The sequence below is a fragment of the Achromobacter spanius genome, assembly GCF_039673305.1.
Lineage (GTDB): Bacteria > Pseudomonadota > Gammaproteobacteria > Burkholderiales > Burkholderiaceae_B > Achromobacter > Achromobacter spanius_F.
In genome coordinates this window covers 114497-140636 of record NZ_JBDJLJ010000003.1, presented here as the reverse complement: position 1 = coordinate 140636, position 26140 = coordinate 114497, and the positions used below count along the sequence as shown (strand labels likewise).

At 64.9% G+C, this 26140-nt stretch carries 24 protein-coding genes; 7 read left to right on the top strand and 17 right to left on the bottom strand.

The genetic code is table 11. From position 1 onward, the window contains the following. Positions 1–11: 11 nt before the first annotated feature. Together ABE485_RS04745 and ABE485_RS04740 are read right to left on the bottom strand one after the other, a co-directional pair. Positions 12–1787, bottom strand: a complete 1776-nt coding sequence (locus ABE485_RS04745) for a GMC family oxidoreductase (RefSeq protein WP_346513834.1) — start codon at positions 1785–1787, stop codon at positions 12–14. A gap of 2 nt (positions 1788–1789) precedes the next feature. Continuing rightward, complete coding sequence (locus tag ABE485_RS04740) at positions 1790–2506, bottom strand: gluconate 2-dehydrogenase subunit 3 family protein (protein WP_346513832.1); 717 nt, start codon at positions 2504–2506, stop codon at positions 1790–1792. Between the two features lie 380 nt (positions 2507–2886). Here ABE485_RS04740 and ABE485_RS04735 point away from each other — a divergent pair, with 380 nt between their 5' ends. Continuing rightward, complete coding sequence (locus ABE485_RS04735; protein ID WP_346513831.1) at positions 2887–3462, top strand: hypothetical protein; 576 nt, start codon at positions 2887–2889, stop codon at positions 3460–3462. A 165-nt stretch (positions 3463–3627) separates the two neighbouring features. Here the strand turns inward: ABE485_RS04735 and ABE485_RS04730 are convergent, their stop codons facing one another. The 8 genes from ABE485_RS04730 to ABE485_RS04695 all read right to left on the bottom strand — a co-directional run bounded on the left by ABE485_RS04730 (position 3628) and on the right by ABE485_RS04695 (position 11679). Further along, positions 3628–4917, bottom strand: a complete 1290-nt coding sequence (locus ABE485_RS04730) for a hydroxymethylglutaryl-CoA reductase, degradative (protein ID WP_346513830.1) — start codon at positions 4915–4917, stop codon at positions 3628–3630. Between the two features lie 64 nt (positions 4918–4981). After that, entirely contained in the window at positions 4982–5755 is a 774-nt protein-coding gene (locus ABE485_RS04725) for an enoyl-CoA hydratase/isomerase family protein (protein ID WP_346513829.1), read from the bottom strand. Further along, complete coding sequence (locus ABE485_RS04720) at positions 5755–6987, bottom strand: CaiB/BaiF CoA transferase family protein (protein ID WP_346513827.1); 1233 nt, start codon at positions 6985–6987, stop codon at positions 5755–5757. Before ABE485_RS04720 ends, ABE485_RS04725 begins: the two co-directional genes overlap by 1 nt. Beyond that, positions 6984–7742, bottom strand: coding sequence for an ATP-binding cassette domain-containing protein (locus ABE485_RS04715; RefSeq protein ID WP_346513826.1), 759 nt, complete (start codon positions 7740–7742; stop codon positions 6984–6986). Before ABE485_RS04715 ends, ABE485_RS04720 begins: the two co-directional genes overlap by 4 nt. Beyond that, positions 7739–8494 (bottom strand): ABC transporter ATP-binding protein, encoded by a 756-nt coding sequence (locus tag ABE485_RS04710; RefSeq protein ID WP_346513825.1) that lies wholly within the window; start codon positions 8492–8494, stop codon positions 7739–7741. The genes ABE485_RS04715 and ABE485_RS04710 overlap by 4 nt, the downstream gene beginning before the upstream one ends. After that, positions 8491–9447, bottom strand: a complete 957-nt coding sequence (locus ABE485_RS04705; protein WP_346513823.1) for a branched-chain amino acid ABC transporter permease — start codon at positions 9445–9447, stop codon at positions 8491–8493. The genes ABE485_RS04710 and ABE485_RS04705 overlap by 4 nt, the downstream gene beginning before the upstream one ends. After that, positions 9447–10352, bottom strand: a complete 906-nt coding sequence (locus ABE485_RS04700; protein ID WP_346513822.1) for a branched-chain amino acid ABC transporter permease — start codon at positions 10350–10352, stop codon at positions 9447–9449. Before ABE485_RS04700 ends, ABE485_RS04705 begins: the two co-directional genes overlap by 1 nt. Positions 10353–10377: 25 nt before the next feature. Next, complete coding sequence (locus tag ABE485_RS04695; RefSeq protein WP_346513820.1) at positions 10378–11679, bottom strand: ABC transporter substrate-binding protein; 1302 nt, start codon at positions 11677–11679, stop codon at positions 10378–10380. A 184-nt stretch (positions 11680–11863) separates the two neighbouring features. Here ABE485_RS04695 and ABE485_RS04690 point away from each other — a divergent pair, with 184 nt between their 5' ends. After that, a complete protein-coding gene (locus tag ABE485_RS04690) occupies positions 11864–13957 on the top strand; it encodes a helix-turn-helix domain-containing protein (RefSeq protein WP_346513819.1) in 2094 nt (697 codons plus the stop codon). Here the strand turns inward: ABE485_RS04690 and ABE485_RS04685 are convergent. Beyond that, a complete protein-coding gene (locus ABE485_RS04685) occupies positions 13939–14583 on the bottom strand; it encodes a TetR/AcrR family transcriptional regulator (protein WP_346513817.1) in 645 nt (214 codons plus the stop codon). The genes ABE485_RS04690 and ABE485_RS04685 overlap by 19 nt on opposite strands. A 78-nt stretch (positions 14584–14661) precedes the next feature. Here ABE485_RS04685 and ABE485_RS04680 point away from each other — a divergent pair, with 78 nt between their 5' ends. Continuing rightward, positions 14662–15741, top strand: coding sequence for an MBL fold metallo-hydrolase (locus tag ABE485_RS04680; protein ID WP_346513816.1), 1080 nt, complete (start codon positions 14662–14664; stop codon positions 15739–15741). Positions 15742–15822: 81 nt separating this feature from the next. Next, a complete protein-coding gene (locus ABE485_RS04675; protein ID WP_346513815.1) occupies positions 15823–17436 on the top strand; it encodes an NAD(P)/FAD-dependent oxidoreductase in 1614 nt (537 codons plus the stop codon). Here the strand turns inward: ABE485_RS04675 and ABE485_RS31220 are convergent. From ABE485_RS31220 to ABE485_RS04655, 5 genes are all read right to left on the bottom strand, one after another. Beyond that, positions 17417–17542 carry a hypothetical protein gene (locus ABE485_RS31220; RefSeq protein WP_430795388.1) on the bottom strand — a complete coding sequence of 42 codons (126 nt, stop codon included), beginning with the start codon at positions 17540–17542 and terminating at the stop codon, positions 17417–17419. The two genes, ABE485_RS04675 and ABE485_RS31220, sit on opposite strands and share 20 nt — an antisense overlap. A 57-nt stretch (positions 17543–17599) precedes the next feature. Continuing rightward, positions 17600–18412, bottom strand: a complete 813-nt coding sequence (locus ABE485_RS04670) for an SDR family NAD(P)-dependent oxidoreductase (RefSeq protein WP_346513814.1) — start codon at positions 18410–18412, stop codon at positions 17600–17602. Positions 18413–18485: 73 nt separating this feature from the next. Next, positions 18486–19676 (bottom strand): hypothetical protein, encoded by a 1191-nt coding sequence (locus tag ABE485_RS04665; RefSeq protein WP_346513813.1) that lies wholly within the window; start codon positions 19674–19676, stop codon positions 18486–18488. Between the two features lie 67 nt (positions 19677–19743). After that, the gene (locus ABE485_RS04660; protein WP_346513812.1) at positions 19744–20493 is read right to left on the bottom strand and encodes a class I SAM-dependent methyltransferase; all 750 of its coding nucleotides are present in this window, start codon (positions 20491–20493) and stop codon (positions 19744–19746) included. Between the two features lie 46 nt (positions 20494–20539). Continuing rightward, positions 20540–21445 carry a LysR family transcriptional regulator gene (locus ABE485_RS04655; RefSeq protein ID WP_346513811.1) on the bottom strand — a complete coding sequence of 302 codons (906 nt, stop codon included), beginning with the start codon at positions 21443–21445 and terminating at the stop codon, positions 20540–20542. A 216-nt stretch (positions 21446–21661) separates the two neighbouring features. Between ABE485_RS04655 and msuE the strand changes: the two genes are divergently transcribed. The 3 genes from msuE to ABE485_RS04640 all read left to right on the top strand — a co-directional run bounded on the left by msuE (position 21662) and on the right by ABE485_RS04640 (position 24434). Further along, positions 21662–22243, top strand: a complete 582-nt coding sequence (msuE, locus tag ABE485_RS04650) for an FMN reductase (RefSeq protein WP_346513810.1) — start codon at positions 21662–21664, stop codon at positions 22241–22243. Between the two features lie 151 nt (positions 22244–22394). Next, entirely contained in the window at positions 22395–23378 is a 984-nt protein-coding gene (locus ABE485_RS04645) for a DUF1852 domain-containing protein (RefSeq protein WP_346513809.1), read from the top strand. Positions 23379–23405: 27 nt separating this feature from the next. Then, positions 23406–24434 (top strand): methionine synthase, encoded by a 1029-nt coding sequence (locus ABE485_RS04640; RefSeq protein WP_346513808.1) that lies wholly within the window; start codon positions 23406–23408, stop codon positions 24432–24434. A 70-nt stretch (positions 24435–24504) separates the two neighbouring features. Here ABE485_RS04640 and guaA read toward each other — a convergent pair whose 3' ends face one another. Further along, positions 24505–26097 (bottom strand): glutamine-hydrolyzing GMP synthase, encoded by a 1593-nt coding sequence (gene guaA / locus ABE485_RS04635; RefSeq protein ID WP_346513806.1) that lies wholly within the window; start codon positions 26095–26097, stop codon positions 24505–24507. Between the last annotated feature and the right edge of the window lie 43 nt (positions 26098–26140).

The window sequence follows — 26140 nt, the reverse complement described above, 5'->3', positions numbered from 1 at the left end:
GTTCCGTCTCCTTAAGCCTGGACCAGCGGGCCGGGGTTCTTCAGATACTGGTCGCGGATCGCCTGGGCGGCCCAATAGGCCAAGGCGCCCACCAGCCCGGTCGGGTTGTAGCCCATGTTCTGCGGGAACACGCAGGCGCCCATCACGAACACGTTCGGCACATCCCAGCTCTGCAGATACTTGTTGACCACGCTTTCCTTCGGATTGGTGCCCATGATGGCGCCGCCCGTGTTGTGCGTGCTCTGGTAGACGCGCGTGTCGTAGCGCGCGCCCTTCTTGCGCACCGCCACGAAATGCTTCTCGGGATTCATGGCCTTGGCCACGGTCTCCATGCGCTTGCCCATGTAGCCCAGCATGTCGAACTCGTTGTCGTGCCAGTCGAACGTCATGCGCAGCAGGGGCTGGCCGTAGGCGTCCTTGTAGGTCGGATCGAGCGACAGGTAGGCGTCGCGGTAGGACATCACCGAACCGGAAATGCCGATGGTCATGAAGCGCTGGTAGGCGTCCTGCACGCCCGCCTTCCAGGCGGTGCCCCAGGTCGGGGTGCCCGGCGTCGTCGGCGTCTGCTTGATGGGACGGCCGCCGTAGCGCACGTGGCGGATGCTGGCGCCGCCCACGAAGCCCAGCGGGCCGTGGTCGAACTGGTCGCCGTTCAGGTCGTCCATGCCCACGCCGCCCGCGCCGGTGCCGACGAAGGGGTTGAGCTGGGTGCCCTTGGGCAGCAGCACGTTGACCGCGCCGTTCATCTGGTAGGCGTAGTTCTTGCCGACCACGCCTTCGTTGGTCTTGGGATCATAGGGCTTGCCGATGCCCGACAGCAGCAGCAGGCGCACGTTGTGCATCTGGTAGGCCGACAGGATCACCAGGTCCGCGGGCTGCTCGATCTCGCGGCCCTGCGCGTCGATGTAGGTCACGCCCACGGCCTTCTTGCCGGTCGAATCCAGGTTGACCTTGATCACCTGCGCCTGCGTGCGCAGTTCAAAATTCGGCTTCTTCAGCAGCACCGGCAGAATGGTGGTCTGCGGCGAGGCCTTCGAATACATGTAGCAGCCGTAGTTCTCGCAGAACCCGCAGAAATTGCAGGGGCCCAGGCGCACGCCGTACGGGTTGGTGTACGGGCCCGAGGCATTGGCCGCGGGCGTGGGATACGGATTGAAGCCGACTTCGCGCGCGGCCTTGTCGAACAGCGATGCGCCGTACGTCGTGGCCAGCGGGGGCAGCGGGAATTCCTTGCTGCGCTTGCCTTCCAGCTTGTTGCCGCCTTCGACGATCTGGCCGTTCAGGTTGCCGGCCTTGCCCGACGTGCCGCAGACGTACTCGAACTTGCTGAAGTACGGCTCCAGTTCGTCGTAGGTCACGCCGAAGTCCTGGATGGTCATGCCTTCCGGGATGAACTTCTTGCCGTAGCGCGTCTCGTAGCGCGTGCGCAGTTCCAGCTCTTCGGGCAGCACGCGGTAATGCATGCCGTTCCAGTGGAAGCCCGCGCCGCCCACGCCCGTGCCCAGCAGGAACGAACCGTTCTGGCGATACGGCACGGCCACGTCGTCCACGCCGTGGCGGATCGTGACGGTTTCCTTGGACAGGTCCTGGAACAGGTAGCCGCGCACCGAGTACTTCAGCTCGTCGATCACCTTGGGGTATTCGGCGTCCTTGGGCGTGTCCTGCATGCCGCCGCGCTCCAGCGCCAGCACTTGCAGGCCCGCTTCGGTCAGCTCCTGGCCCAGGATCGCGCCGGTCCAGCCGAACCCGACCAGCACCGCATCAACTTTCTCTTTCTTGATCGCCATGATTAACCCTTCTCCCCAGAGATAGACACGGGGCCATAGGGGTACTTCACATTGGGCTGGTCGACCCAGTCCATAAAGTCGGCGCGCGCGCCGGGAAAGCCCACCATCTTCCAGCCCACCATGTTCTTGTTGCCGCCGTAGATCGGATCGGCGAAGAACCCTTCCTTGGTGTTGGCAAGGAGGAAGCTGAAGAACGTCTTGGACGGCACGGATTCGAACGCGATCTTGCCGGCCTGCAGGTCTTTCAGGATCTGTTCCTGCAGGGCCTTGTCCAGTTCGGCGTACGCCTTGCCGTGCGTCTTCACGCACCAGGCGTCACAGGCCTCGATGCCGTGGCGGTAGACTTCGCGCGGATTCTGGTTGAGCTGGTAGCCCAGTTCCGGCACCTGGTCGGTGTGGAACGGCCCGTCCATGTACCAGAGTTTGCCATGGCCAAAGGGCGTTTCCATCTGGCGGTCGATGAATTCGGGCACGCCGGCGGCGATCGCGCCGGGGCCGTATTCGTCGGCGGGGATCAGGTGATCCACCGCGGCAACGATGAAGGCCCATTCGGCCTTGGTGAAATAGGTGGGCTCGTAGGGCTTGTTGGCCGCCTGGGCGGCCTTGCCGTCGGCGGCGTTGGTACAGCCTGCGGTCAGGCCGCCAACCGCCAACGTGGACGCTGGCACAATGGCCATCGCCTGCAGAAACCGCCGGCGCGGCTGTGCGTCATCTGTCATGGACATCTCCGTGAATACTCCAAGTTGTCCTAGCGCGCTACCGAACATGAAACCTGGAACACGAACTGCCGAGCTAGAGACAACACGCTCTTTTCTTGCTGAAGATCAAACCTGGTCTTGGAAAAGGGACGTAAGAGCAGGTGCCCGAATTATGCGCTCTTAAACGCATCTGATCCGCTCAAATAACCGTATCAGATTGAAATTCTTGACATGGAAAAGTCTTTTGCATTAAGGACAATGTAAGAAGCCCGGGAAATCGGGTTTTTCTGACAGCAAGGTGAAAGCATTCGGTATATTTGCGCGTCCACACCTGGCGCTGATGCCTGAGCGGCATCGATGCTGGCGTCGTGCCCTTGCGCGACACACGAACGGACTCGACGATGACCGAAAACACCAAGACCTGGCGCAGTTCGACCACCACAAAAAGCTGGAGTTCGACCACGGCGCTCACACCCGAACAGCGCGCAAGCATCGAAGCGCTACTGGACAGCCCGATCGACGGCGCGACGGTCAGCGAAACCTGGAGCTATGCGGGCACGGAGAACGGCGAAACCTTCAACGTCGAGATCCGCAACGGCGCCGTCACGGTGAACGGCCGACGCTATGACAGCCTGGACGATGTGCCGCGCGCCGAGCGCGAGCGCATCGAAGCCCTGCGCAATGGCCAGGGCATGGAAGGCCTGTGGAACATGCTGCGAAGCGCGGGGGTGGACCCCAACGACCTGGGCGCCGCATTGGCCGATCGCCAGGCCAAGCCCGCGTTCACCATCGAAACCGACAGCCCCAACGCCGCGCGCACCGAAGCATCCGGCGCTTATCGCGCGCCCGCCCCAGGAGACCAGGACGGCCCTGCCCCTGGCGCGGTCCCGGCCGGCGCAGGCCTGCGCAAGACACTCCTGATCGGTATCGCAATCGGCCTGGCGTTGTGGGTGGCGCAGGCGTTGAATCTGTTCTGAAATGCGCAGCAGCGGTTCTCAGCGCGCCAATCCGTCCGCGGTGGTGCGGGCGTTGATGGCAATGCCGAGCCGCTGACGCGAGCCGCCGACGACAGACACGTCGGCGGCTCCGCCATCAGCATCTTGCGCTGGCCCGCGTGGCGGGCTTCCCAAGCGCAAGACCGCCTAGCGTCCCTTCCCGCGCAACTGCTCCAGCAGCGCGACGGCGCGATCGGTGCGCACATCGTGTTCAGCGGCCATCTGCCTGGCGATCGCATCGATCTCATCACCCACGGCCCCGGCGACCAGCGCGATATTGCGGGCGTGCAGCGCCATGTGCCCGCGCTGGATGCCTTCGGTGGCCAGCGCGCGCAGCGCACCCAGGTTTTGCGCCAGGCCCACGGCCACCGCGATCTCGCCCAGTTCCTGGGCCGTCTTCACGCCCATGATCTTGAGCGACAGTTGCGCCAGCGGATGCGTCTTGGTCGCGCCGCCCACCAGGCCCACCGGCATCGGCATCTCCAGCGTGCCCACCAGCGCGCCAGAGGTGTCCTTCTCCCAGGTGGAAAGCGAGGTGTAGCGGCCATTGCGGCAAGCCCAGGCATGGGCGCCGGCTTCCACCGCCCGCCAGTCGTTGCCGGTGGCGACGATGACGGGATCGATGCCGTTCATGATGCCCTTGTTGTGCGTGGCCGCGCGGTAAGGGTCCACGGCCGCGAAGGTGTAGGCGTCAAGCACGCCCTCCACGATCTCCGCTCCGCTGCGTTCGCGGGTCGTCAGGATCTCGGGCGTCAGGCGCACCCGGGCCCGCGCCAGGCGCAGGTCGGCCAGGTTGGACAGGATGCGCAGGCGCACCTGCCCGCCGGTCAGCTTTTCCACCAGCGGAGAGACCGATTCCGCCATCGTGTTGACGGTATTGGCGCCCATCGCGTCGCGCACGTCCACCAGCAGGTGCAGCACTACCATCGGTCCGCGCGGCGTATCGGGAAAAACGTGGATATCGATGTCGCGGCAGCCGCCGCCCAGGCCGATCAGCACCTTGTCGCGGCTGTTGGCGACTTCCAGGATCTCGTCGCGCCCTTTCAGCAGCGCGAGCCGCGCGCCGTACGGGTCGGTGATGCCCAGGATCTGCACCTGGGCGCGCATGATGGGGCCGGTGCTGGAGGTTTCGAAGCCTCCTGTGTCGCGCGCCAGCTTGGCCATGAATGAGGCCGCCGCCACCACGGAGGGCTCTTCGACCGCCATGGGCACCAGCACGTCCCGGCCGTTGACCTGGAAGTTGCCGGCCACGCCGAAGGGCAATTCGAACGTGCCGATGACGTTCTCGATCATGCCATCCGCGCGCGCCGCCGGCAGCGCGCCGGGCTGGGCGACAAGGGCGATTTCTTCGTCGGTAAGCCCGGTTGCCTTGGCGACGTGCGCCAGGCGCTGGGCGGGAGCAAGAGCGCGAAAATTGGGCAGGCGCGAATCGGCCATGGAAGGTCTCCTGATTGATGAGGTTGGCTTGCAATGGGAACAAGGGCGGCAGCGGCCAGGGCGCTCAGCCCGATTTGTTGGCGGCCGTCCTGTCGCGGGACATGAAACGCTGCAGGCCCGCTTTGGCTTCGTCACTGGTGAACGCGCGCTGCCCCAGCAGCGCCTCGCGGCGGAACGCCTCGTCCAGGGAAAGATGCCCCAGCGTAAGCGCCGCTTCCTTGATGACCGACACGGCCACGCGCCCTTTCCGGGCGATCGATCGGGCGTACTCGAGCGCCACGGATTCGAGCTCGCCAGGGGCGACCACGCGGTTCAAGAGGCCCATCTCGGCAAGCCGGGACGCGGGAAAACGCTCTGCCGTCAGCATCAGCTCCATGGCCAGCGCGAACGGGATCTGGCGCACCAGTCGCACCAGCGTGCCTCCCGCCGGCACGAAGCCGAGCGAAGACTCGGGCAAGGCGAAGACGGCCGTGTCCGAGGCGATCCGGATATCGGCCGCCAGCATGATCTCGAAGCCACCCCCCAGGCACAGCCCATTGATCGCCGCCACCACGGGTTTATGAAAGCCCGCCTGCTTCAGATGCGCCCCGTCCCATTCCGATATGTCGAAACGGCCTTCCGCCAACGCCGGAATGGACTCGCCCAGGTCGGCGCCCACGCAAAAGGCCCTGTCGCCGTTTCCGCCCAGCAGGATCACTCGCACGTCGGGGTCTTCGTGGGCCCGTACGAACGCCTGGGCCAGCGCCTCGTACATCGCCAGGGTCAGCGCGTTCAGCTTTTCGGGCCGGTCAAAGCGGATGTGCGCGATCGCATCGCTGACCGCATAGGAAATGCTCATCAGACGACTCCCTCGGCCACGTAGCGGTCATAGTCGGCGGCGGCGACCCCGAGCCAGCCCTTCAGGACCATCTCGTTGTGCTCGCCGAAGCCGGGCGCCGCCCCCTGCGCCCGGACGGGCGTGCGGGACAGTTTCATGGGGCTGCCGAACGCCTGGACCGCGGCGCCGTCGACTTCGATCGGCACGAACATGTCCCTGGCCTTCAGGTGGGGATCGTCCACCACCTCGGCAATGGTCTTGATGGGCGTCACCGGAATGATGTCGCCGGCGATGGCTTCCAGCTCCGCCTTCGTACGCGTCCCGCACCATCCCTGGACGATGGGCTGCACCCGCCTGGCGTAGACATCGGGATCGAAGCGCTGGGCCATCGTGGCGATCTCCGGATCGTCGATGAGCGCCGGCTCCCCGAAGAGCCGGCAGGCCTCTCCCCAGAACTTGTCCGTGTAGGCGCCGAAGAAGACATAGCCGTCCTTGCAGGCATATTGGCCATAGGGCTTCACGAAGGGATGCTCGTTGCCCAGGGGCTCACCGATGACCCCGTCGACCGTGTAATTGACGATCGCGTGCTCGGTCAGCGTAACCACCGAATCCTGCTGGGCCACGTCCACGAGCTGGCCTTTGCCCGAGCTGCGCATGTCGATCACGGCCGCCAGCGCGGCGATCGCCGCATAGAACGACGCGGACAGGTCGCCGATGATGGTGCCCACGCGCAGCGGCGCCTTGCCCTTCTCGCCGTTGATGGACCACAGGCCGCCCGTGGCCTGGGCGCTGTTGTCATAGGCCGGCCGCCTGGCATTGGGGCCGGTCTGGCCGAATCCGCTGATCGACACGTAGATGAGCCGCGGATTGCTCTCCTTGAGCGTCTCGTAGTCCAGCCCCATGCGCGCCATGGTTCCCGGGCGGAAATTCTCGACAAGCAGATCGGCCTTGCCGACCAGCTCGCGCAGCAGCGTCCGCCCCTGCTCCGACTTCAGGTCCAGGCTCACGCCCAGCTTGTGGCGGTTGTACTGCGCGAAGAACGCGCTGGCCTGTCCATGCGCCCCCTCGACGAACGGCGGAAAGGTCCGCACGTAGTCGGGCTCGGCCGGGTTCTCGATCTTGATCACCGTGGCCCCCAGGTCGGCAAGCATCATGGTGCAGTACGGGCCTGCCACGACCCGTGTCACATCGATGACCACCAATCCCCGCAGCGGGCCCACGCCCAACGGTAGTTGCGCCAGATCATGATTCACTTCATTCCCTCCGATGCAAGGCCCATGGACATCGTGTCCATGCGCTCGAATTCCAGGGCGGACTCGCCGTGGCCGGCGCCGCCCTGAGCGTCGGGTAGCGCCGTTCCCACGTGTCCGCGCTCGATGTACAGCGTCCTGCTCTGCACGTCCTCGAGCAAGGACGCGTTCGACTCGGTGACCACCACGCAGAGTTGCGGATGAGAGGCCCGCAGCGCGCGCAGCGAATCGCCGTACTGGCGCGCCAATGCCGGCGCCAGGCCCTGGAACGGTTCGTCCAGCAGCACGAAGCGCGTGCCCACCATCAATGCCCGCGCGAGCGCCACGATCTTTCCCTGGCCGCCCGACAGGGCGGCGCCGGAGCGCGGCAGCAGCGCCTTCAACTGCGGAACGCTGTTCAGCACGGCGTCCAGCCGCCGCCGGATTTCCGGCGTGGGCACCCGGAGCACGTCGCAGGGCAGCGTGATGTTCTGCTCGACCGTCAACGTCGGCAGGATCACCCGATCCTCGGGCGCATAGCCGAAGCCCTGGGCAGCCCGCCGGAAGGCCGCGCGCTGCGCGATGTCCTCGCCGTCCAGCAGCAGCCGGCCCGACTTCAGCCTGGCCAGGCCCATGATGCTGCGCAGCAGCGTCGTCTTGCCCGCGCCGTTCCTGCCCACCACCGCCACGGTCTGGCCGGCTTCGAGCAGGACATCCACGCCGCGCAGCACGGCATGCCCCGCCAGGTCCACATTCATCGACTGGATATGCAGGCTCATCGCACCCCCAGCACTTCGCGCCGGACCACCGGGTCCGCAAAGACCTTGCGCGGCTCGCTGTCGGCGGCGATGCGGCCGTCTATCCATGCCGCGACCCGCGTCGCGTATTTCAGGACGATGTCCACGTCATGCTCCACGAACCAACTGGTGACCTTGCGCAGCGTCAGCGCCCGCATCAGCGTCTGCATGACGCCATGCTTGTCCTCCGAGGCCACGCCGCTGGTGGGCTCGTCCATGATGACCAGCTTGGGCTCCAGCATCAGTGCGATCGCGACATCCAGCAACTTGCGGTGGCCTTCGGGCAGCACCATCGTCGGGTGCGCCGCATACCGATCCAGTTCCACCAGTTCCAGCATGGCGGCCACCGCCTTCTGGTCGGCGGAGCTGGACAGCGAGGTCCAGCGCGACAGCTTTCCCTGCCTGCTGGCGGAAGCCAGCTCCAGGCATTGCCGCACCGTATGGTCCTGGAATAGCTGGGGAAGCTGGAACGACCGCCCCACCCCCAGCCTTGCGATCTGCCGCGGGCCATGGCGCGTGATGTCCACCCCTTCAAGGAACACCTTGCCGCTGGACGGCTTCAGGTAGCCCGTGCAGATGTTGATGAATGTGGTCTTTCCGGCGCCGTTGGCGCCGATCACCGCCAGGTGCTCCCCGTGATTCAGCGCGAAGTCGATCTGGTCGGCCGCATTCACGCCGCCAAAGCGCAGCGTCAATCCTTCGGTGCGCAGCAGTTCAGTAGGGGACGAGCTCATCGGGCACCTCCGGCGGCAAGACGCGCGCGGGCCTGTTCCAGCCAGCCCACCATCCCGCCGGGCGCAAAAAAGATCACGGCGATGAGCGTCAAGCCCAGCAGCATCTGCCAGGCATTGGTGAAATACACGGCGGCGGTCAGCTTGATCGTCTCGAACACGGCCGCCCCGAAAAAGGCGCCCAGCGCATGGCCGGATCCGCCCAGGATGGCAATGAAGACGTACTCGCCCGACCGGATCCAGTAGCCGCTTTCCGGCGTCACCAGGCCCTGCTCCAGGCTGAGCAACGCGCCGGACAGCCCGACCAGCGCCGCCGACATGACATAGCCCTGCGCCAGCGTCGCCCGTGCAGACACGCCGATGTATTCAAGGCGCGTTTCGTTCGTCCGGATGGCAAGCATCACCTGGCCGGCCGACGACTCGAAGTAGCGCTGGATCAGCCAGGTCAGGGCCACGGCCAGCGTCAGGGCCAGCGCCAGCACCCCGAACTCGAATTCGCCGCGGTCCAGCGTCATGCCCAGCAGCGTCGGCCGTTCGAAGCGCAGGCCGTCCGTGCCACCCGTCCAGGCATACAGCTTGCCGGCCAGCGCGAACAGCACCATGGAAATGCCCAGGTTGAGCATCCCGAAGAAAATGCCGCGGTAGCGCGAGACGAACGCGGCGGCGATCGTACCGGCGCATACGCTTGCCAGCACGCCGGCCCCCACGACGACCAGCGCGTCGGCGCCGGGAAAGAGCCGGGCGGTGAACGCGGCGGCATACCCGCCGATCGCCGCATACATCGCGTGGCCAAACGAAACCTGGCCCGCCCGCAACAGGACGGTCAAGCCCAGCGCGGCAAGGCCCGCGCACAGGAACCCGATGACCGGCACGCGCAGCCCGGCCCAGAACCAGCAGGCCGCGAGCGCCATCAGGAAGGCCAGCGCGGCGGCCGGCAGAATTGGAAAGCGCTGCATCAGATCCTCCGGGCCGTGGCGGCGGAAAACAGGCCATGCGGGCGAACGAGCAGCACCGCGACCATCATGAGATAAGGCATCACGACCTCGAGTTCAGGCAGGGTATAGACGGCCATCGCCCGGGCCAGGCCGATGAGCAGGGCCGCCACCAGCGCGCCGGTGATCTGGCCCAGGCCCGCCGTGGCGATCACGGCAAAGGACGTCACGATCATTTCGGCGCCCAGCCCCGGCACGAACGACGTCAGCGGGACCGAGAGCGCGCCTCCCAGCGCCCCCAGGGCGCCGGCCAGCCCGAAGGTCAGCATGCCCACGCGCGAGGCATTGATGCCCAGCGCGGTGGCGACCTCGCGGTGGTGGATGACCGCGACGATCTGGCGGCCCGCTATCGAGTGCTTCAACAGGAACTGGAGCGCCGCGTAGGCCGCAAGCGCCACGCCCGGCACGAACAGCAACTGGTAGTTCATGAACGTCACGCCCACCAGCTCCGTCGTCCCCATGCGCGCGGCCAGCTCGCCCGCATTGACGGGCGTTGCCCCCCAGATCATGCGCTGAAGGTCTTCCAGCACCATGAACGCCGCGAACGTCACCAGGAGCTGAAGCACGGGATCGCGATCCTGGAAGTGCCGGAGCAGGCCTCGCTCCAGGAACATCCCGAGGCATCCGCCGACCAGCGCCGCGGCCACGAACAGCGCGGCCACCATCAACGGCGTGGACGACGTATGCGGCGCCAGCCAGCCCAGCAGCGTGGCGGCGCTGTAGCCGCCAAAGGCATACAGGCTGCCGTGCGCCACGTTGACCACGCCGAACACGCCGCAGATCAAGGTCAGGCCCAGCGCGATGAGAAACAGCAGGCTGGCGTAGGACACGCCGTCCACGCCCGCCAGCAAGAGCAGATTGAAGTCCATGACAGATATATGCCGCTACGGGGCTTCAGTTGCCGACGCGCTTGATCTGGCTGTTCTGCAACAGCTCGGGCTTGAGCGTCTTGACCCAGTCGACCGACTTCTGTCCGACGGGCGGCGCCACGATGTCCGCCGGATAGAACGACAGCTCGCCCACGACCGGGAAGGTCTGCGAACCGTCCTTGCGCGTGACGCCATAGAGCTGGCCCTGCAGCGCCTGGCCGTCTTCCCGCATGCGGATGGGTCGCGACAGACCGCGGTATTCCAGCGTGCGCAAGCTGGCGGCAAGCTGATCCGGCGTGGGCCAGTTCCCGCCGTTCTCCGTCAGCGCCTTCTTGTAGGCGCCCGTCGCGGCCTTCAGGGCCTGGATCATGTGATACACGGCAAAGTTGGGATAAGCGCCGGTGCGCTGCTTGAACTTCTGCACGAACGCGCGCACTTCGGGGTCACCCGCGAACTCCGGATCCGCAAAATAGCCATCGCCCACGAAGCCGACGATGACGCCGGGCGGCACGGCGTCGCCCAGCCGCTCCAGCGACGAGTCGGCCAGCGGCAGCACGAACTGCGAATTCTTCAGCAGCCCGCGCTGGGAGGCCTGGCGCAGGAAGGTGTCCAGGTCGCCGCCCCAGGCGGTCGACAACACGACGTCGGGGCGCAATGCCTGCAGGCGCGTCACCTCGCTGGAGAAATCCGGCGCACCGAACTTCGGGAACAGTTCGGCCACGATCTTCACGTCCGGCTTGAGCGCCTGCAGCGTATGGCGGAAGACCTCCCAGGAATCGCGTCCCCATGCGTAATCCTGGTTCACCACGGCAATCGTCTTGAAGTCGGGCTTGGTGCGCAGCAGGTGCAGCACGGCGGCCACCATTTCCATGGTGCCGTTCGGACCGGTGCGGAACACATAGCGGTAGCGCCGCTCTTCCAGCACCTTCTCGCTGGAGCATTCCCACAGGATGTTGACGATCTTGAGATCTTCCGCCACCGGCGCCAGCGCATTGCAATAGCCGCTGGAAATCGCCGACAGCATCAGCTTTTCGCCGGGTTCCTGAGCCAGCCTGCGGTATTCGGCCAGGAACTTTTCCGCGCCCTGCCCTTCGTCGATCCAGGTCTGCCTGAGCTTCACGCCATCGATGCCGCCCGCGGCGTTGAACTCCTCGATCCACATGTCCGCCGCCACCTTCGCGGGCGCGCCCAGCACCGAGGCCGAACCCGTCATGAAGGTGCTCATGCCGAGCTTGAGTTCCGCGGGACGGTTTTGCTGCGCCATCGACGTGGCGGACAGCGCAAGCAGGGCGGCGCCTACGCCCAGGAATCTGGCTAGCGATTTCATGGTTTGTCTCCTCAGCCTTCAGACTGATAATGTTTTAGTGAGTGAATAATGACGTTTAAGAAGGCCGGCGAACATGTACGAAAAACACATGTGTCGGATGTTCTTGTGTCGCTTAATCACATCGCCATTGCTGCGCACCCCGTTCATTCAGGGTTTTCACTGAACTTTTCCAAGGACGAAGCACATGCGGGAATCCGCTCTTCCGGCGCAAGAGGCCACGGCAATCCAGTCCGCGGAGAACCTGGGCGCGGCGCCCCCGGCGTGGGATCCCGGCGCGCTGCAATCGGAGCTGCTGGTCATGCTCCAGCGCAATGCCGGCGCCCGCGACTATGACCAGATGCTGGCCCGCATGGAAGCCGCCACGCAGGACCCCGCCGAACGCGCCCAGCTGGCCGGCAGCATCCGTGCTGCCATTGCCATCTGCGAACAGCAGGCCTTGCAGCAGCGCCGCGAAAAAAGCCTGCTGGTGGTGCTGGAAAGCGTCAACGACCTGACCGCGATCCGCGACCTGGAGCTCGTGCTGGGCGCGATCGTCCGCCGCGCAAGGCAGATCTTCGCGTCGGACATCGGCTATCTCACCAACTTCGACCGCGTCCGCAACGACTTCTACATCCGGGCCACCGACGGCGCGATCTCCGAGCGCTTCAAGAATGTCCGGGTGCCGCCGGACCACGGCATCTGCGGGCACGTCCTCAAGCACAAGACGCCGTATCACTGCAGCGATTACCTCGCGGACGGCGGCTTCGCGCATGACCGCGGGATCGACCTGGCCATCAAGGACGAAGGCGTGCAATCCTTGCTGGGCGCGCCGCTGATGGTGGGCAACCATTGCATCGGCGTCCTGTGCATCTGCGATCGGCAGCCGCGCCATCACGCGCCCTGGGAGATCGCGATGCTGTCCACGCTGGCCGCCCAGGCCGCCATCGCCATGGAGAACGCGCGCCTCTTCCAGGAAGCGCAAGTGGCGCTGCAGCGCGCCAGTGAAGCCAATGCATCGCTGCATCGCCAGGCCGCGGAAATCGAAGCGGCCGCGGAAGCCCAGGAGCAAATGACCAAGCTTGTGGCGCGCGGCTGCACCGTGCTGGACCTGATGAACATGGTCGCGTCATTGCTCGGCGGCCACATCGCGCTCCTGGACGAAGCCGAGCAACCCATCCAGCGCACCGGCGCTGGCGATCCGCAGGCCGCCGCCGGCAACCAGTTGGCGGTGCTGCTGCAGGACACCCCCACCCAGGACGCCATCCATCAGGCGCTGTCCGCGAGCCGGCGCACGGGCAGGTCGCAAGAGGTCGATAACGGGGCGGGCATCCACGTCCGCGCCGCCGCGCTCATGGGGGCCGACCGCCTGCTGGGCGCCATGCTGATCGCATCGGACGGCCCCCTGACGCCCACGCAGATCCGCACCTTCGAACGCAGCGCGCTGGTTGCCGGCGTCGTCCTGCTCTCGCAAGAGCGTAGCGAACGCGTGGTGAGCAACGAATCGGCCGCCACCATCCGCGCGCTGGTGAGCTGGCAGCAAGAGAGCCCTTCCGCGCTGCAATCGCGGGCCAGCCCTTTGGGGCTGGATCTCTCCGAGCCGTTGCGCATGGCGGTCTTGAGCGTAGAGGAACGGAACATCGAATATGCGCTGCGCCGGGTGCGCGCGCAGATCGCGCGTGGAACCCTGCTGGAAAACGTCGAAGGCTTCATCGTCGGCATTTGCGCCGACAGCGCCTTCGACCAACTGGAGCGCACGCTGCAGGACACCTTGCTCACGGACGAGCGCCTTGACACGCTGGGGGTCGTCTCGGCCAGCCTGCACAGGCTGGATGCGCTGCCCAACGGCTTCCGGTCCCTGAAACGGGGCATCGACATTCTGAAAGCGCTGGGCCGGTCACGCGAAATGGTGGCCGAGGCCGGGCTGTCCATGTATTCGCTCTTGTTCGAGCAGCGGCAGGTGGCGGATGTCTCGGGCTTCATCGACGCCACGGTCGGAAGGCTCGTCGCCCACGACCAGCGTCGCAACACGGGGCTGGCGGACACGCTGCTAGCCTATCTGGAACACGCCCAGAACGCCCGGTCCACGGCCGACCATCTGCAGATACACGTCAATACCTTGCGGCAACGGCTCGAGGTGGTCGACGATCTGCTCAAGGGATGGCGCGACGACGGGCGCTTCCTTGAGCTGCATGTGGCGCTGCGCCTGCATCGGCTGCGCAGGGGCCTGCGCGACACGCGGGCAAGCGGCGAGACGGGCGAACCGGCGGGCGCGGATGGCGCTCAGGCGCCCCGCGCGTAATAGCCCAGGAACATCCCCACCGCGGAATCCGCCACGCGCTCGCGCTCCGCCTTCGCCAAAGGCGGCTGCCCAAGCGTCACCTGCGGCCAGAACGCAAAGCTCTTCACCAGCCCTTCAAGCTGATGGCCCGCGAAACCAGGGTCCACCTCGGCCAGGCGCCCGTCGTCGATGGCCGCCTGGATCCAGGCCGTCACGCCGCTGCCCTTCTCGTCCATGCGGCAGACGATGTCCTGGGCGCGGTCCGGCGCGTGGATGATCTCGGCCATGGCCACCCGGGCCAGGTCGATGAAACTCGCGTCTCCAAGCAGCTCGAGCTTCTGCATCAGGAGCTGGCGCAATTGCTGCGCCAGCGGCACGTCGGCCCGGTACGCAACGTCGACGCTCGCCGCGCTGCTGGCCCACAGCTGTTCCAGCATCAGCGCGAACAGCTCTTCCTTGCTGGGGAAATGGTTATAGACCGTGCGCTTGGAAACACCCGCCGCCTGGGCGATGCGGTCCATGCTGGTCGCCTCGTAGCCCGCGACGCGGAATTCTTCCACCGCGGCGCGCACGATGTCCTCGCGCTTGCGGTCGGTCAGGCGTCTGGGCGGGCGGGAAACGGCGAGGTCCGGGGCTTTGGTCGGCATGACTGAAATTTTACACCGGCCAGTGTACTTTTCTGAAAATGGAAACTACACTGTGTAGTGTAATTTTTGATTCGCCTCATGAAGCGACTGCTCCTGCCCCTTCTGCTTGGAATCCTTGCCGTGACCGCCATTGCCATCTGCCGCCCCGCCCTGCCCAGCCACCCGGAATCCCCGCAACATCGCGACGGCCGCTTCCAGAATCCTGTCCCGCGCCCGGCGATGGGCTTCTGGAAAGGCGTGAAGCTGGCCTGGACGGTCCTTTTCGCCAAGCCCGCCGGAACCGTGCCCGACATCGAGATTCCGGTCCGCCCCCTGGACCGCGCGGCGCTGGACGCCGCGCCCGACCGCAGCCTCTACCGGCTGGGCCATTCCACGATCCTGATGAAGCTGCGCGGCCGTTACTGGCTGACGGATCCCGTCTTCTCCGAACGCGCCTCGCCGGTGCAATGGGCCGGTCCTGCCCGCTTTCATGCGCCCCCCGTCCGCATCGAAGACCTGCCCCCGATCGCCGGCGTCATCCTGTCGCACAACCACTATGACCACCTGGACCACGCCGCGGTCACGAAGCTGGCCGCCAAGACCGGCCGATTCATCGCGCCCCTGGGCGTGGGCGACCAGTTGATCGCCTGGGGCATCGACGCCGCCAAGGTCGAACAGCTGGACTGGTGGCAATCCACCGACGTCGACGGCCTGCGCCTGACCGCCACGCCGGCGCAGCACTTTTCCGGCCGCGGCCTGACCGACGGCGACCGAAGCCTGTGGGCCTCGTGGGTCATCCAGGACGCGGAACTGCGCGTGTTCTTCAGCGGCGACACCGGCTATTTCGACGGTTTCAAAGCCATCGGCAACGCCTTTGGCCCCTTCGACCTGACACTGATGGAGACGGGCGCCTACGACGAGCGCTGGGCCTTCGTGCACATGCAGCCCGAAGAAACCCTGCGGGCGCACCAGGACCTGCGCGGCAAATGGTTGCTGCCCATCCACAACGGCACCTTCGACCTGGCGCTGCATCCCTGGCAACAGCCGTTCGAGCGCATCGCCGCGCTGGCGCGGGAAAACGGCGTGGATCTGGCCACGCCCGAAATGGGAGAGCGCGTGGACATGGCGTCGCCACAGGCGGGGAATGCATGGTGGCGCAAGGGGGACGCACACCCCTGACGGCAAGGCCGGCCGCATGCCGCGGTCCAGTACAATCCGCGTTTGGCGACGTTGTGCTCGCCCATCTGTCTGGACCAAAGCATGTTGCGACTGTCTGAAATCAAGCTGCCGTTGAACCACACGTCCGAGGAATTGCCCGCCGCAATCCTGAAAAAGCTGGGCATCCCGGCCAGCGACCTGAACGGCTACACCATCTTCCTGCGCAGCTACGACGCGCGCAAGAAACACAATATCCTGCTGATCTACACGCTGGATATCGACGTCGCAAACGAAGCCGCGCTGCTCAAGCGCTTTCACGACGACCGCAACGTCAAGCCGTCCCCCGACACCGAATACAAATTCGTCGCCCAGGCGCCCGCCGCCCTGGCCAAGCGTCCCGTCGTCATCGGCACCGGCCCCTGTGGCCTGTTCGCCGGGCTGGTCCTGGCGCAGATGGGCTTCAAGCCCATCATCCTGGAACGCGGCAAGGCCGTGCGCGAACGCACCAAGGACACCTGGGGCCTATGGCGCAAGCGCATCCTGAACCCGGACTCCAACGTCCAGTTCGGCGAAGGCGGCGCCGGCACGTTCTCGGACGGCAAGCTCTACAGCCAGATCAAGGATCCCAAGCACTACGGCGAAAAGGTGCTCAAGGAATTCGTCCTGGCCGGCGCGCCGGAAGAAATCCTGTACGTCAGCAAGCCCCACATCGGCACCTTCCGCCTGGTCGGCATGGTCGAAGTCATGCGCGACACCATCACCAAGCTGGGCGGCGAAGTGCGCTTCTCCAGCAGGGTCGAAACGCTGCATCGCGAAAACGGCCAGGTCACCGGCGTCACCCTCGCCAACGGCGAACACATCGAGACCGACCACGTCGTGCTGGCGATCGGCCACAGCGCGCGCGACACCTTCCAGATGCTGCACGACCAGGGCGTCTTCATGGAAGCCAAGCCCTTCTCCATCGGCTTTCGCATCGAACACCCGCAATCCCTCATCGACCGTGCGCGTTTCGGCCCCAACGCCGGCCACCCGATCCTGGGCGCCGCGGACTACAAACTGGTCCACCACGCCAGCAACGGGCGCTCCGTCTACAGCTTCTGTATGTGCCCGGGCGGCACGGTGGTCGCGGCCACGTCCGAGCCCAACCGCGTCGTCACCAACGGCATGAGCCAGTATTCGCGCAACGAACGCAACGCCAACGCCGGCATCGTCGTGGGCATCTCACCCGAGGTCGACTACCCCGAACACGTCCTGGCCGGCGTGGACTTCCAGCGCAAATGGGAATCCCAGGCCTTCGAATTGGGCGGCCGCAACTACAGCGCGCCGGGGCAATTGGTGGGCGACTTCCTGGAAGGCAAGGCCTCGACCGAATTCGGCGCCGTCCTGCCCTCTTACACGCCGGGCGTGCACCTGACCGACCTGGCCACCGCCCTGCCCGACTTCGCCATCACCGCCATCCGCGAAGCCTTGCCGGCTTTCGACAAGACCATCAAGGGCTTCAACATGCCCGAGGCCGTGCTGACGGGCGTGGAAACGCGGACCTCGTCGCCGATACGCATCAAGCGGGACAACGAGACGCTGCAAAGCATCAACACGCAGGGCTTGTTCCCGGCGGGCGAAGGCGCGGGTTATGCCGGCGGGATTCTGTCGGCGGGGGTGGACGGGATCAAGATTGCGGAGGCGGTGGCGCTGAGCATCATGGCCCGTCAGGGATAAATACGGATCGTCCGGGTCCGGTGCGCCGGCCGGGCGTCAGGTTAGGGTCGTATTTCTTTTTGACCCGCGACGCTTCCACATCCAGCGCGTCGAGCGTGCGCATCACGTTGCACAGATAAGAAAGTCTCCATGCAATTGTTCGCGCCTCTGAACGGCAATGCGCCTATCTTGACGGCCGCGTCTGCGTCAGCCCGGTGGGAGGCCCGTCGATGGCGGTCCATCCCGCATCCACCGCCAGGCTGCTGCCCGAGATATAGCTGGCGGCGTCCGACGCCAGAAACGCGACCGCAGCGCCCACTTCGGACGGCTGGCCCCAGCGGTTCAGCACGGTATGGCCGGCATACGTGTTGTAGATGTCGGCACGTTCCTTCAGCGGCTCGGTCAGGCGGGTCTCGATGATGCTGGGCATGACCGCGTTCACGCGCACGCCGTAGCTGCCGACCTCGGCCGCGAACGCCTTCACCATCTGCTCGATGCCAGCCTTGGTGGCCGCATAGATGCCCAGCCCGGGCTCGATCGTCACGGCGCGCATCGACGAGCACAGGATCATGCTGCCGGCGCCCTGGTTCATCATCGGCCGGCCGAAGTGGCGCATGAAATGGAAGGCGCCGCGCAGGTTCAGGTTCACCACCTGGTCGAACTCTTCTTCCGTGTAGTCGACGATCAGCTTGCGGATGTTCAGCGCCGGCGTCGACACCGCAATGTCCACCCGCCCCTGTTCTTCCAGCACCCTGGCGGCCAATGCCCCGATGGCCTCGCCGCTGGCGGCATCGGTCTGCATCCAGCCGGCCGAACCGCCGCCGTCGATGATCTGTTGCGCGCAGGCCTGCGCGCCGCCCTCGTCGCGGTCGGCGCACATCACATAGGCGCCCATCGCGCCCAGCGCATGCGCCGAGGCCTGGCCTATGCCGGACGCGGCGCCCAGCACGACGGCGACTTTGCCCTGCAGACTGAAAAGTTGGGGATAGTTGGTCATGAGACGGCTATGAACACATGTTGGAATGGGGGCACGCCGGGCTTCTGTGGCCTGCCCCGTGGTCGAGCCATGCTCAGCGCGACGCCCCGATCTGCAGAACGGTGAAGTCGCGCTGCATGTAGCGGTTCATGATCTGGGTCAGGATCGGGTTGGCGGGGTTGGCGGGTTTGTCTGATTGCGGCGCAGTCAGGCTCACGACCGCTGCGCAAAGCTTGCCCGCCTGGACGGTGCGTCCGGAAACCTCGGCTTGCACCGCGCCGGCCATGCTTTGCTTCCATGCGGCGCCAACGCCATCGACGGCTTGCTGGGCGGCGGCGCAATCCGCGTAGGACAGGGAAATCACGACGGCGGGCGCGTTCTTGCGCTGCACGTCCGCGATGACGCCCGCAAAGTACGGCGGGATGCCCCGTCCGTTCGATTCGGCAATGGCTTGAAGTTTCTGCTTCGCGGCTTCCATATCCCCCGGCGAGCCGGACAGCACCTTGGCCGGGTCCACGCCTTGCAGGCCAAGAACAGGCGAAATGATGGCCGCCTGCACGATCCGGGCGTCATCCGAAGGCACGGCGTCCTTCAATCCGGCGACGGCCGCGGCAACGATCTCGCTGTCCGCCACGGATGGCGAAGGTTTGGCCAATACCTTCATGCCGGCAGCCGCAGGCGCCTGGACCAGCGCGGCGTCCAGCGGCAGCACAAAGGTCGGCATGCCCATCGTGCCTCGCCACGGATCCTGTCCGCTGGCCTTGGTCATATCCGGCTTGTTGGCCTCGCCGTTGGCCATCAGGCCAGCCACATCGCCATTCACCGCCTTGAAATCGGCCTGCTTCAGGCGATCCACCAACTTGTCCGCGGATTGGCTGTCTTTCAGCCCCCAGTAGGTGACGTTGCCCGGCGGCTGGCCAAATCCGGCGAAATAGGAAAGCTCATCAAACTGGATTTTTGCGTTGCCGGACCACTTGTCCAGGCCGTACCCGATGGATTGGAGCGGAGTGATCGCCTGCGCGATGGACAGCCTGCGCATGCCATCCGGGGTCGGCCCGCTTTTCTCCAGGCCTCGCCACGCCTGTACATCCAAAAAGAAGATCTGCATCGCCTGCGGGGCGGTCAACACCACCTGCGGCACCTGCTTCAAGGCCTGCTGCAATGTCTGGGTGCTGTCCTGTGCAGCCACCGACGTACCGCAAACTGCCGCCAAGCCAAGCGCAAGGGCCGTTGAGCGCATCCAATATCTCCCGTTAGTTGTTGCTTCGATCGGGCAGTATATCAATGGTCAGTCACCAATAAAAAAGCCCGCTTTTACGCGGACTTGCGGAGGCTAGTGCGTTCTGGAAGCGTCAGCGCCGGGCCTCGATCAGGTGCCGGGTCGCGTGCGCCACGAAAGGCTCCCCCTGGCGCATCCGGCAATCCAGCGCAAGCAGCGCATCGCGGTATCCGGACACCGAAAAATCCGGTACCCACCATACGCACTTGCGAAGAATCCATACCACCGCGCCCACGTCATGGAACACCATGCGGCAGCGCGCCAAGCGCAGGTCCGTCACGGTCAATCCCGCCGCGCGCGCCGCCGCGGCTTCATCCTGCGGATCACGAAGCTGTCGCGCCGCCGGCAGCGGCCCCATGAAATGCTCGATCAGTTCGAAGGCCGAAGCCGGCCCCACGTGCTGCGCGAAATAGTGTCCACCAGGCTGCAAAACGCGATGGATTTCTGCCCAATCCAGTTGCACCGGATGGCGCGACGTCACCAGCGCAAACGATGCATCGGCGAAAGGCAGCGCCGCGCCGGCAGACACCTCCACCACCTGCACGCCGCGCGCGCCCAGGCGCTCGCGCGCCTGTTGCGCATTGGGCTGCCAGGCTTCGGTCGCGACCATGCGCGGCGGAAACCGCCCGGCCTCGGCCAGCACCTCGCCGCCGCCCGTGCCCAGGTCCAGCGCCGACTCCACGCTGGCCAGCCGCTGCGCCAGCATCCGGGCGTACCCCCAAGGCGGACGTTCCTCGCTGGCCCGTCCCGCCAGCCAATCGAACCCCCAGCCGCTCACGTCGGCCGCTTCGGCTTCCGCCACCAAGGCGTCAAAGGGCTTCATCTGCGCGGTCGTCGCTGAAAGGCCGGATCTCACGTCATCCCTTGGCTTACTGCGCACTGCCAGTGGCGGCGGCAGGCTGGCGGGCCAGTTCAATGAAGGCTCGCACGTAATCGATGGCGGTGTCCGCCTCGCGCGCGCCCAGGAAGATCTGCTTGGCGATGCCGCGCACCCCCAGCCTTACGGGCACCACATCCATCCTGGCCGCGTATTCCTCGACCAGCCAGCGCGGCAAGGCGGCCACGCCGCGTCCGCTGGCCACCATCTGCACCATGATGTCGGTCGTTTCGATGGATTTGTGGCGCTTGGGCGTGACGCCGGCCGGCAACAGGAACTGGTTGTAGATGTCCAGGCGCTCGATGTCCACGGGATAGCTGATGAGCACTTCCTGGGTCAACTGCTGCGGCTTCACATACGCCGCCGACGCCAGGGGATGGCCCTTGGGCACGACCAGCACCTGCTCGTAGTCGAACACGGGCTCGAACTTGAGCCCCGGCTTGAACAGCGGGTCGGGCGTGACCAGCAGGTCGATCTCAAAACCGAAGAGCGCGCCAATCCCGCCGAACTGGAACTTCTGCTTGACGTCGACATCCACGTCCGGCCATGCGGCCAGATAAGGAGACACCACCTTCAGCAGCCACTGGTAGCAGGGGTGGCATTCCATGCCGATGCGCAGCGCACCGCGCTCGCCCTGCGCGAACTGGCCCAGGCGCTCTTCGGCCAGGTCCAGTTGCGGCAGCACGCGGTTCGCCACCGCCAGCAGGTACTGGCCGGCCTGCGTCAGGCGCAGGCTTCGACCTTCGCGCAGCCAGACGTCGGTGCCCAGTTGCTGCTCCAGCTTCTTCATGCTGTGGCTCAGGGCCGACTGGGTCAGGCTCAGCACGCCCGCGGCGGCCGTCAACGACCCCTGCTTTTCGACCTGCTGAACGATGCTGAGGTGGATGCGTTCAAGCATTCAGATGAATCTCGCTCATGGATTTGTGAAATAAAACCATTTTACTTCATCACTCCCCTCCCCTAGTATCCGCTTCCATTGATTGTTCGCAAACGATCGAGCGGCCCTTGCCACCGATCAAACTTTGAATGCGCGGGCTCCTCCGCGCGTTTCGGCGGCACGCACGCATACGGCAAGGCCTCAGCGGCGCGCAGATTCCTTTTCATGAAATCCAGAATGACACGTCCACTCCGTCTAGTAGCAGTCTCCGGCGGATTGCAACGCCCCTCCAAGTCCGCCGCCCTGGCAGAGCACCTGCTCGACCTGATCGCCGACGAAGTCCCCTGCGAACAACACCTGGTGGAACTGGGTCAACTCGCGCCGCAACTTGCTGGCGCGGTCTGGCGCTCGCACCTGCCCGACACGGTGGAGCGGGAGCTTTGCGCGGTCGAACAAGCCGACGTCCTGGTGGTGGCGACGCCGGTCTTCCGCGGCTCGTACACGGGCCTGTTCAAGCACTTCTTCGACTTCATTCATCAGGACGCCTTGATCGACAAGCCCGTCCTGCTGGCCGCCACCGGCGGCAGCGAACGCCATGCCCTGGTGATCGACCATCAATTGCGGCCGCTGTTCAGCTTTTTCCAGGCGCGCACCTTGCCGCTGGGCGTCTACGCGACCGACAAGGATTTCGCCGACTACCGCCTGCAGAACGAAGCCCTGATCGAGCGGGCCCGGCTGGCGATCCACCGGGCACTGCCCTTGGTCGAACTGACGCGCCATCTCAGCACTGCCGCCGCGGAGGACGCGGTCGCAGCCTGAAGCAAGACTTGGCCCAGGTAGCCGGCCAGGCGGCCGCTACAGGGCCGTCCAACCCAACATACGCCCTCTGAACGCCCCGCGCGCCGCGCCCGTTCAAGAGCCGGCTTTAACCCCAAGCAAACCATTTCGCAACATCCACGCGCCCACCGCCATGAGCAACGATTTCACATTCACCATCAAGAGCCTTCGTTTCGACGAGAATTATCAGCCGTCGGACAATACGCGCATCACGACCAACTTCGCCAATCTGGCCCGCGGAACGAGCCGCCAGGAAAATCTGCGCAACACCTTGAGGATGATCGACAGGCGCTTCAATAGCCTGGCGCATTGGGACAACCCGACGGGGGACCGCTACGCGGTCGAACTCGAGATCATTTCCGCAGAAATGAACATCGGCGCCGAAGGCGGCAGCAATGTTTTTCCGCTGATCGAGATATTGCAGACCAACATCGTCGACAAGAAAAACAACGAGCGTATCGAGGGCATTGCAGGGAACAATTTCTCTTCTTACGTGCGCGACTACGACTTCAGCGTGGTTCTGCCCGAACACAACAACAATAAATCCACGTTCAGCATCCCCGACGATTTCGGCGATCTGCACGGCAAGCTGTTCAAGCACTTTCTGAATTCAAGCGCCTACAAGAAGCGGTTCAGCAAGCCGCCGGTCATCTGCATCAGCGCATCGAGCAGCAAGACCTACCACCGCACTGAAAACCAGCACCCCATCCTGGGGGTCGAATATCGGCAAGACGAATTCTCTTCCACCGATCAGTACTTCGAGAAAATGGGCCTGCAGGTTCGCTATTTCATGCCGCCGGGCAGCGCCGCACCCCTGGCCTTTTATTTCCAGGGCGACCTGCTGGGCCGCTACACCAATCTTGAGCTGATCAGCCTGATCAGCACGATGGAAACGTTCCAGAAGATCTACCGCCCCGAGATCTACAACGCCAATTCCGCGGCCGGCAATCTCTATCGCCCCAGCCTGAAGAACCAGGACTACTCCCTGACGCAGATCGTCTACGACCGGGAAGAGCGCAGCCAACTGGCCGTCAAGCAAGGCAAGTTCACGGAAGAGCACTTCATCAAGCCCTACAAGAACGTGCTCGACACCTGGGCCGCCAATTCCGCTCTCTAATCACTCGCAACACACGGAACACTGATCATGAAGAAACTACTGCCCACGTCGACCGCCGGCAGCCTGCCGAAACCTTCCTGGCTGGCCCAGCCCGAAAAACTCTGGTCGCCCTGGAAATTGCAGGATCAGGAGCTGGTCGAAGGCAAGCAAGACGCCCTGCGCCTGGCGCTGCAAGAACAGCAACATGCAGGCATCGACATCGTCAGCGATGGCGAACAAACCCGTCAGCATTTCGTCACCACGTTTATCGAGCATTTGAGCGGCGTCGATTTCGAAAAGCGTGAAACCGTCCGGATCCGCGATCGCTACGATGCGAGCGTCCCGACCGTCGTCGGTGCCGTCAGCCGCCAAAAGCCGGTGTTCGTCGAAGACGCCAGGTTCCTGCGTCAACAAACCAAGCAACCCATCAAATGGGCGCTGCCTGGCCCCATGACGATGATCGACACGCTGTACGACGCCCACTACAAGAGCCGCGAAAAGCTGGCCTGGGAATTCGCCAAGATCCTGAACCAGGAAGCCCGCGAACTGGAGGCCGCCGGCGTCGACATCATCCAATTCGATGAGCCTGCGTTCAACGTCTTCTTCGACGAAGTGAACGACTGGGGCATCGCCACCCTGGAACGCGCAATCGAGGGCCTCAAGTGCGAAACCGCCATCCATATTTGCTATGGCTACGGCATCAAGGCCAACACCGACTGGAAGAAGACGCTGGGTTCCGAATGGCGCCAGTATGAGGAGTCGTTCCCCAAGCTGCAGCAATCCAGCATCGACATCGTCTCGCTGGAATGCCACAACTCGCATGTGCCCATCGATCTGATTGAGCTTATTCGTGGCAAGAAGGTGATGGTGGGCGCGATTGACGTGGCTACCGATACCATCGAGACGCCGGAGGAAGTGGCCAATACCTTGCGCAAGGCGCTTAAGTTTGTGGATGCCGACAAGCTGTATCCGTGCACGAATTGCGGGATGGCGCCGTTGTCGCGTCGGGTTGCGAATGGGAAGTTGAGTGCGTTGAGCGCGGGTGCGGAGATTGTCAGGAAAGAACTCGCGGCCTGATGCCGGTGTGAAGACCCAAGAGAAAAGGCGCCGGAGCGCCTTTTCTTTTACCTATCTACAGCGAGCAGGATCACTCCCACTCGATCGTCGCAGGCGGCTTGCTCGACACGTCGTAAACAACCCGATTGATGCCGCGCACTTCATTGATGATGCGCGACGACACCCGAGCCAGCAACGGATGCGGCAGCGGAGCCCAATCGGCCGTCATGAAGTCAAACGTCTGCACCGCACGCAGCGCCACGACATACTCATACGTACGCCCATCGCCCATCACGCCCACCGACTTCACCGGCAGGAACACGGCAAACGCCTGCGAGGTCAACTCGTACCAGGTCAGGCCGCTGGCCTCGTCCTTGGTGTTGCGCAGCTCTTCAATGAAGATCGCGTCCGCGCGGCGCAGCAGTTCGGCGTATTCATGCTTGACTTCGCCCAGGATGCGCACGCCCAGGCCGGGGCCGGGGAACGGGTGGCGGTAGACCATCTGCGGCGGCAGGCCCAGGGCCACGCCCAGTTCGCGGACTTCGTCCTTGAAGAGTTCGCGCAGGGGTTCCAGCAGCTGCAGGTTCAGGGTGTCCGGCAGGCCGCCCACGTTGTGGTGCGACTTGATGGACGTGGCCTTGCCCGTCTTGGCGCCAGCGGATTCGATGACGTCCGGGTAAATGGTGCCCTGAGCCAGCCACTTGGCGCTTTGCTGCTTGCCGGCCTGTTCCTGGAACACTTCGACGAATTCGCGGCCGATGATCTTGCGCTTGGCTTCGGGGTCGGCGACGCCGGCCAGCTTGCCCATGAACTGCGCGGTGGCATCGACGTGAATGATCTTCACGCCCATGTTTTCGGCGAAGGTCTGCATGACCTGCTTGCCTTCGTCCAGGCGCAGGAGGCCGTGGTCGACGAAGACGCAGGTGAGCTGGTCGCCGATGGCCTTGTGGATCAGCGCGGCGGCAACGGACGAGTCCACGCCGCCGGACAGGCCCAGGATGACTTCGTCGGTGCCGACCTGCTCGCGGATGCGGGCGACGGCTTCCGAGACGTAGTCGGGCATGTTCCAGTCGCCCGTGCATTCGCAGATTTCGTTCACGAAGCGGGCCAGCATGGCCTTGCCCTGGACGGTGTGCGTGACTTCGGGGTGGAACTGGACGGCGTAGAAGCGGCGGTCTTCGTCGGCCATGCCGGCGATGGGGCAGGACGGCGTGGATGCCATCAGCTTGAAGCCCGGGGGCAGCTCGGTGACCTTGTCGCCGTGGCTCATCCAGACCTTGAGCATGCCGTGGCCTTCGGACGTGCTGAAGTCTTCCAGGCCTTCCAGCAGCTTGGTGTGGCCGTGGGCGCGGACTTCGGCGTAGCCGAATTCGCGGTGGTCGGAGAAGCTGACCACGCCGCCCAGCTGCTGCGCCATGGACTGCATGCCGTAGCAGATGCCCAGCACGGGCACGCCCAGCTCGAACACGGCGTGCGGGACGCGCATGGAGCCTTCTTCGTAGGCGGAGGCGTGGCTGCCGGACAGGATGATGCCCTTCAGGCCCTGCGCCATCTGTTCGCGCACGAAGGCGTCGTCGACGTCGCCCGGGTGGACTTCGGAATAGACGCCGGCCTCGCGGACGCGGCGGGCGATCAGCTGCGTGACTTGCGAACCGTAGTCAAGGATAAGAATGCGCTGGTGCATGGAGACTCTACCCGTTGTAAATAAAACCGCACCGGCAGACCCG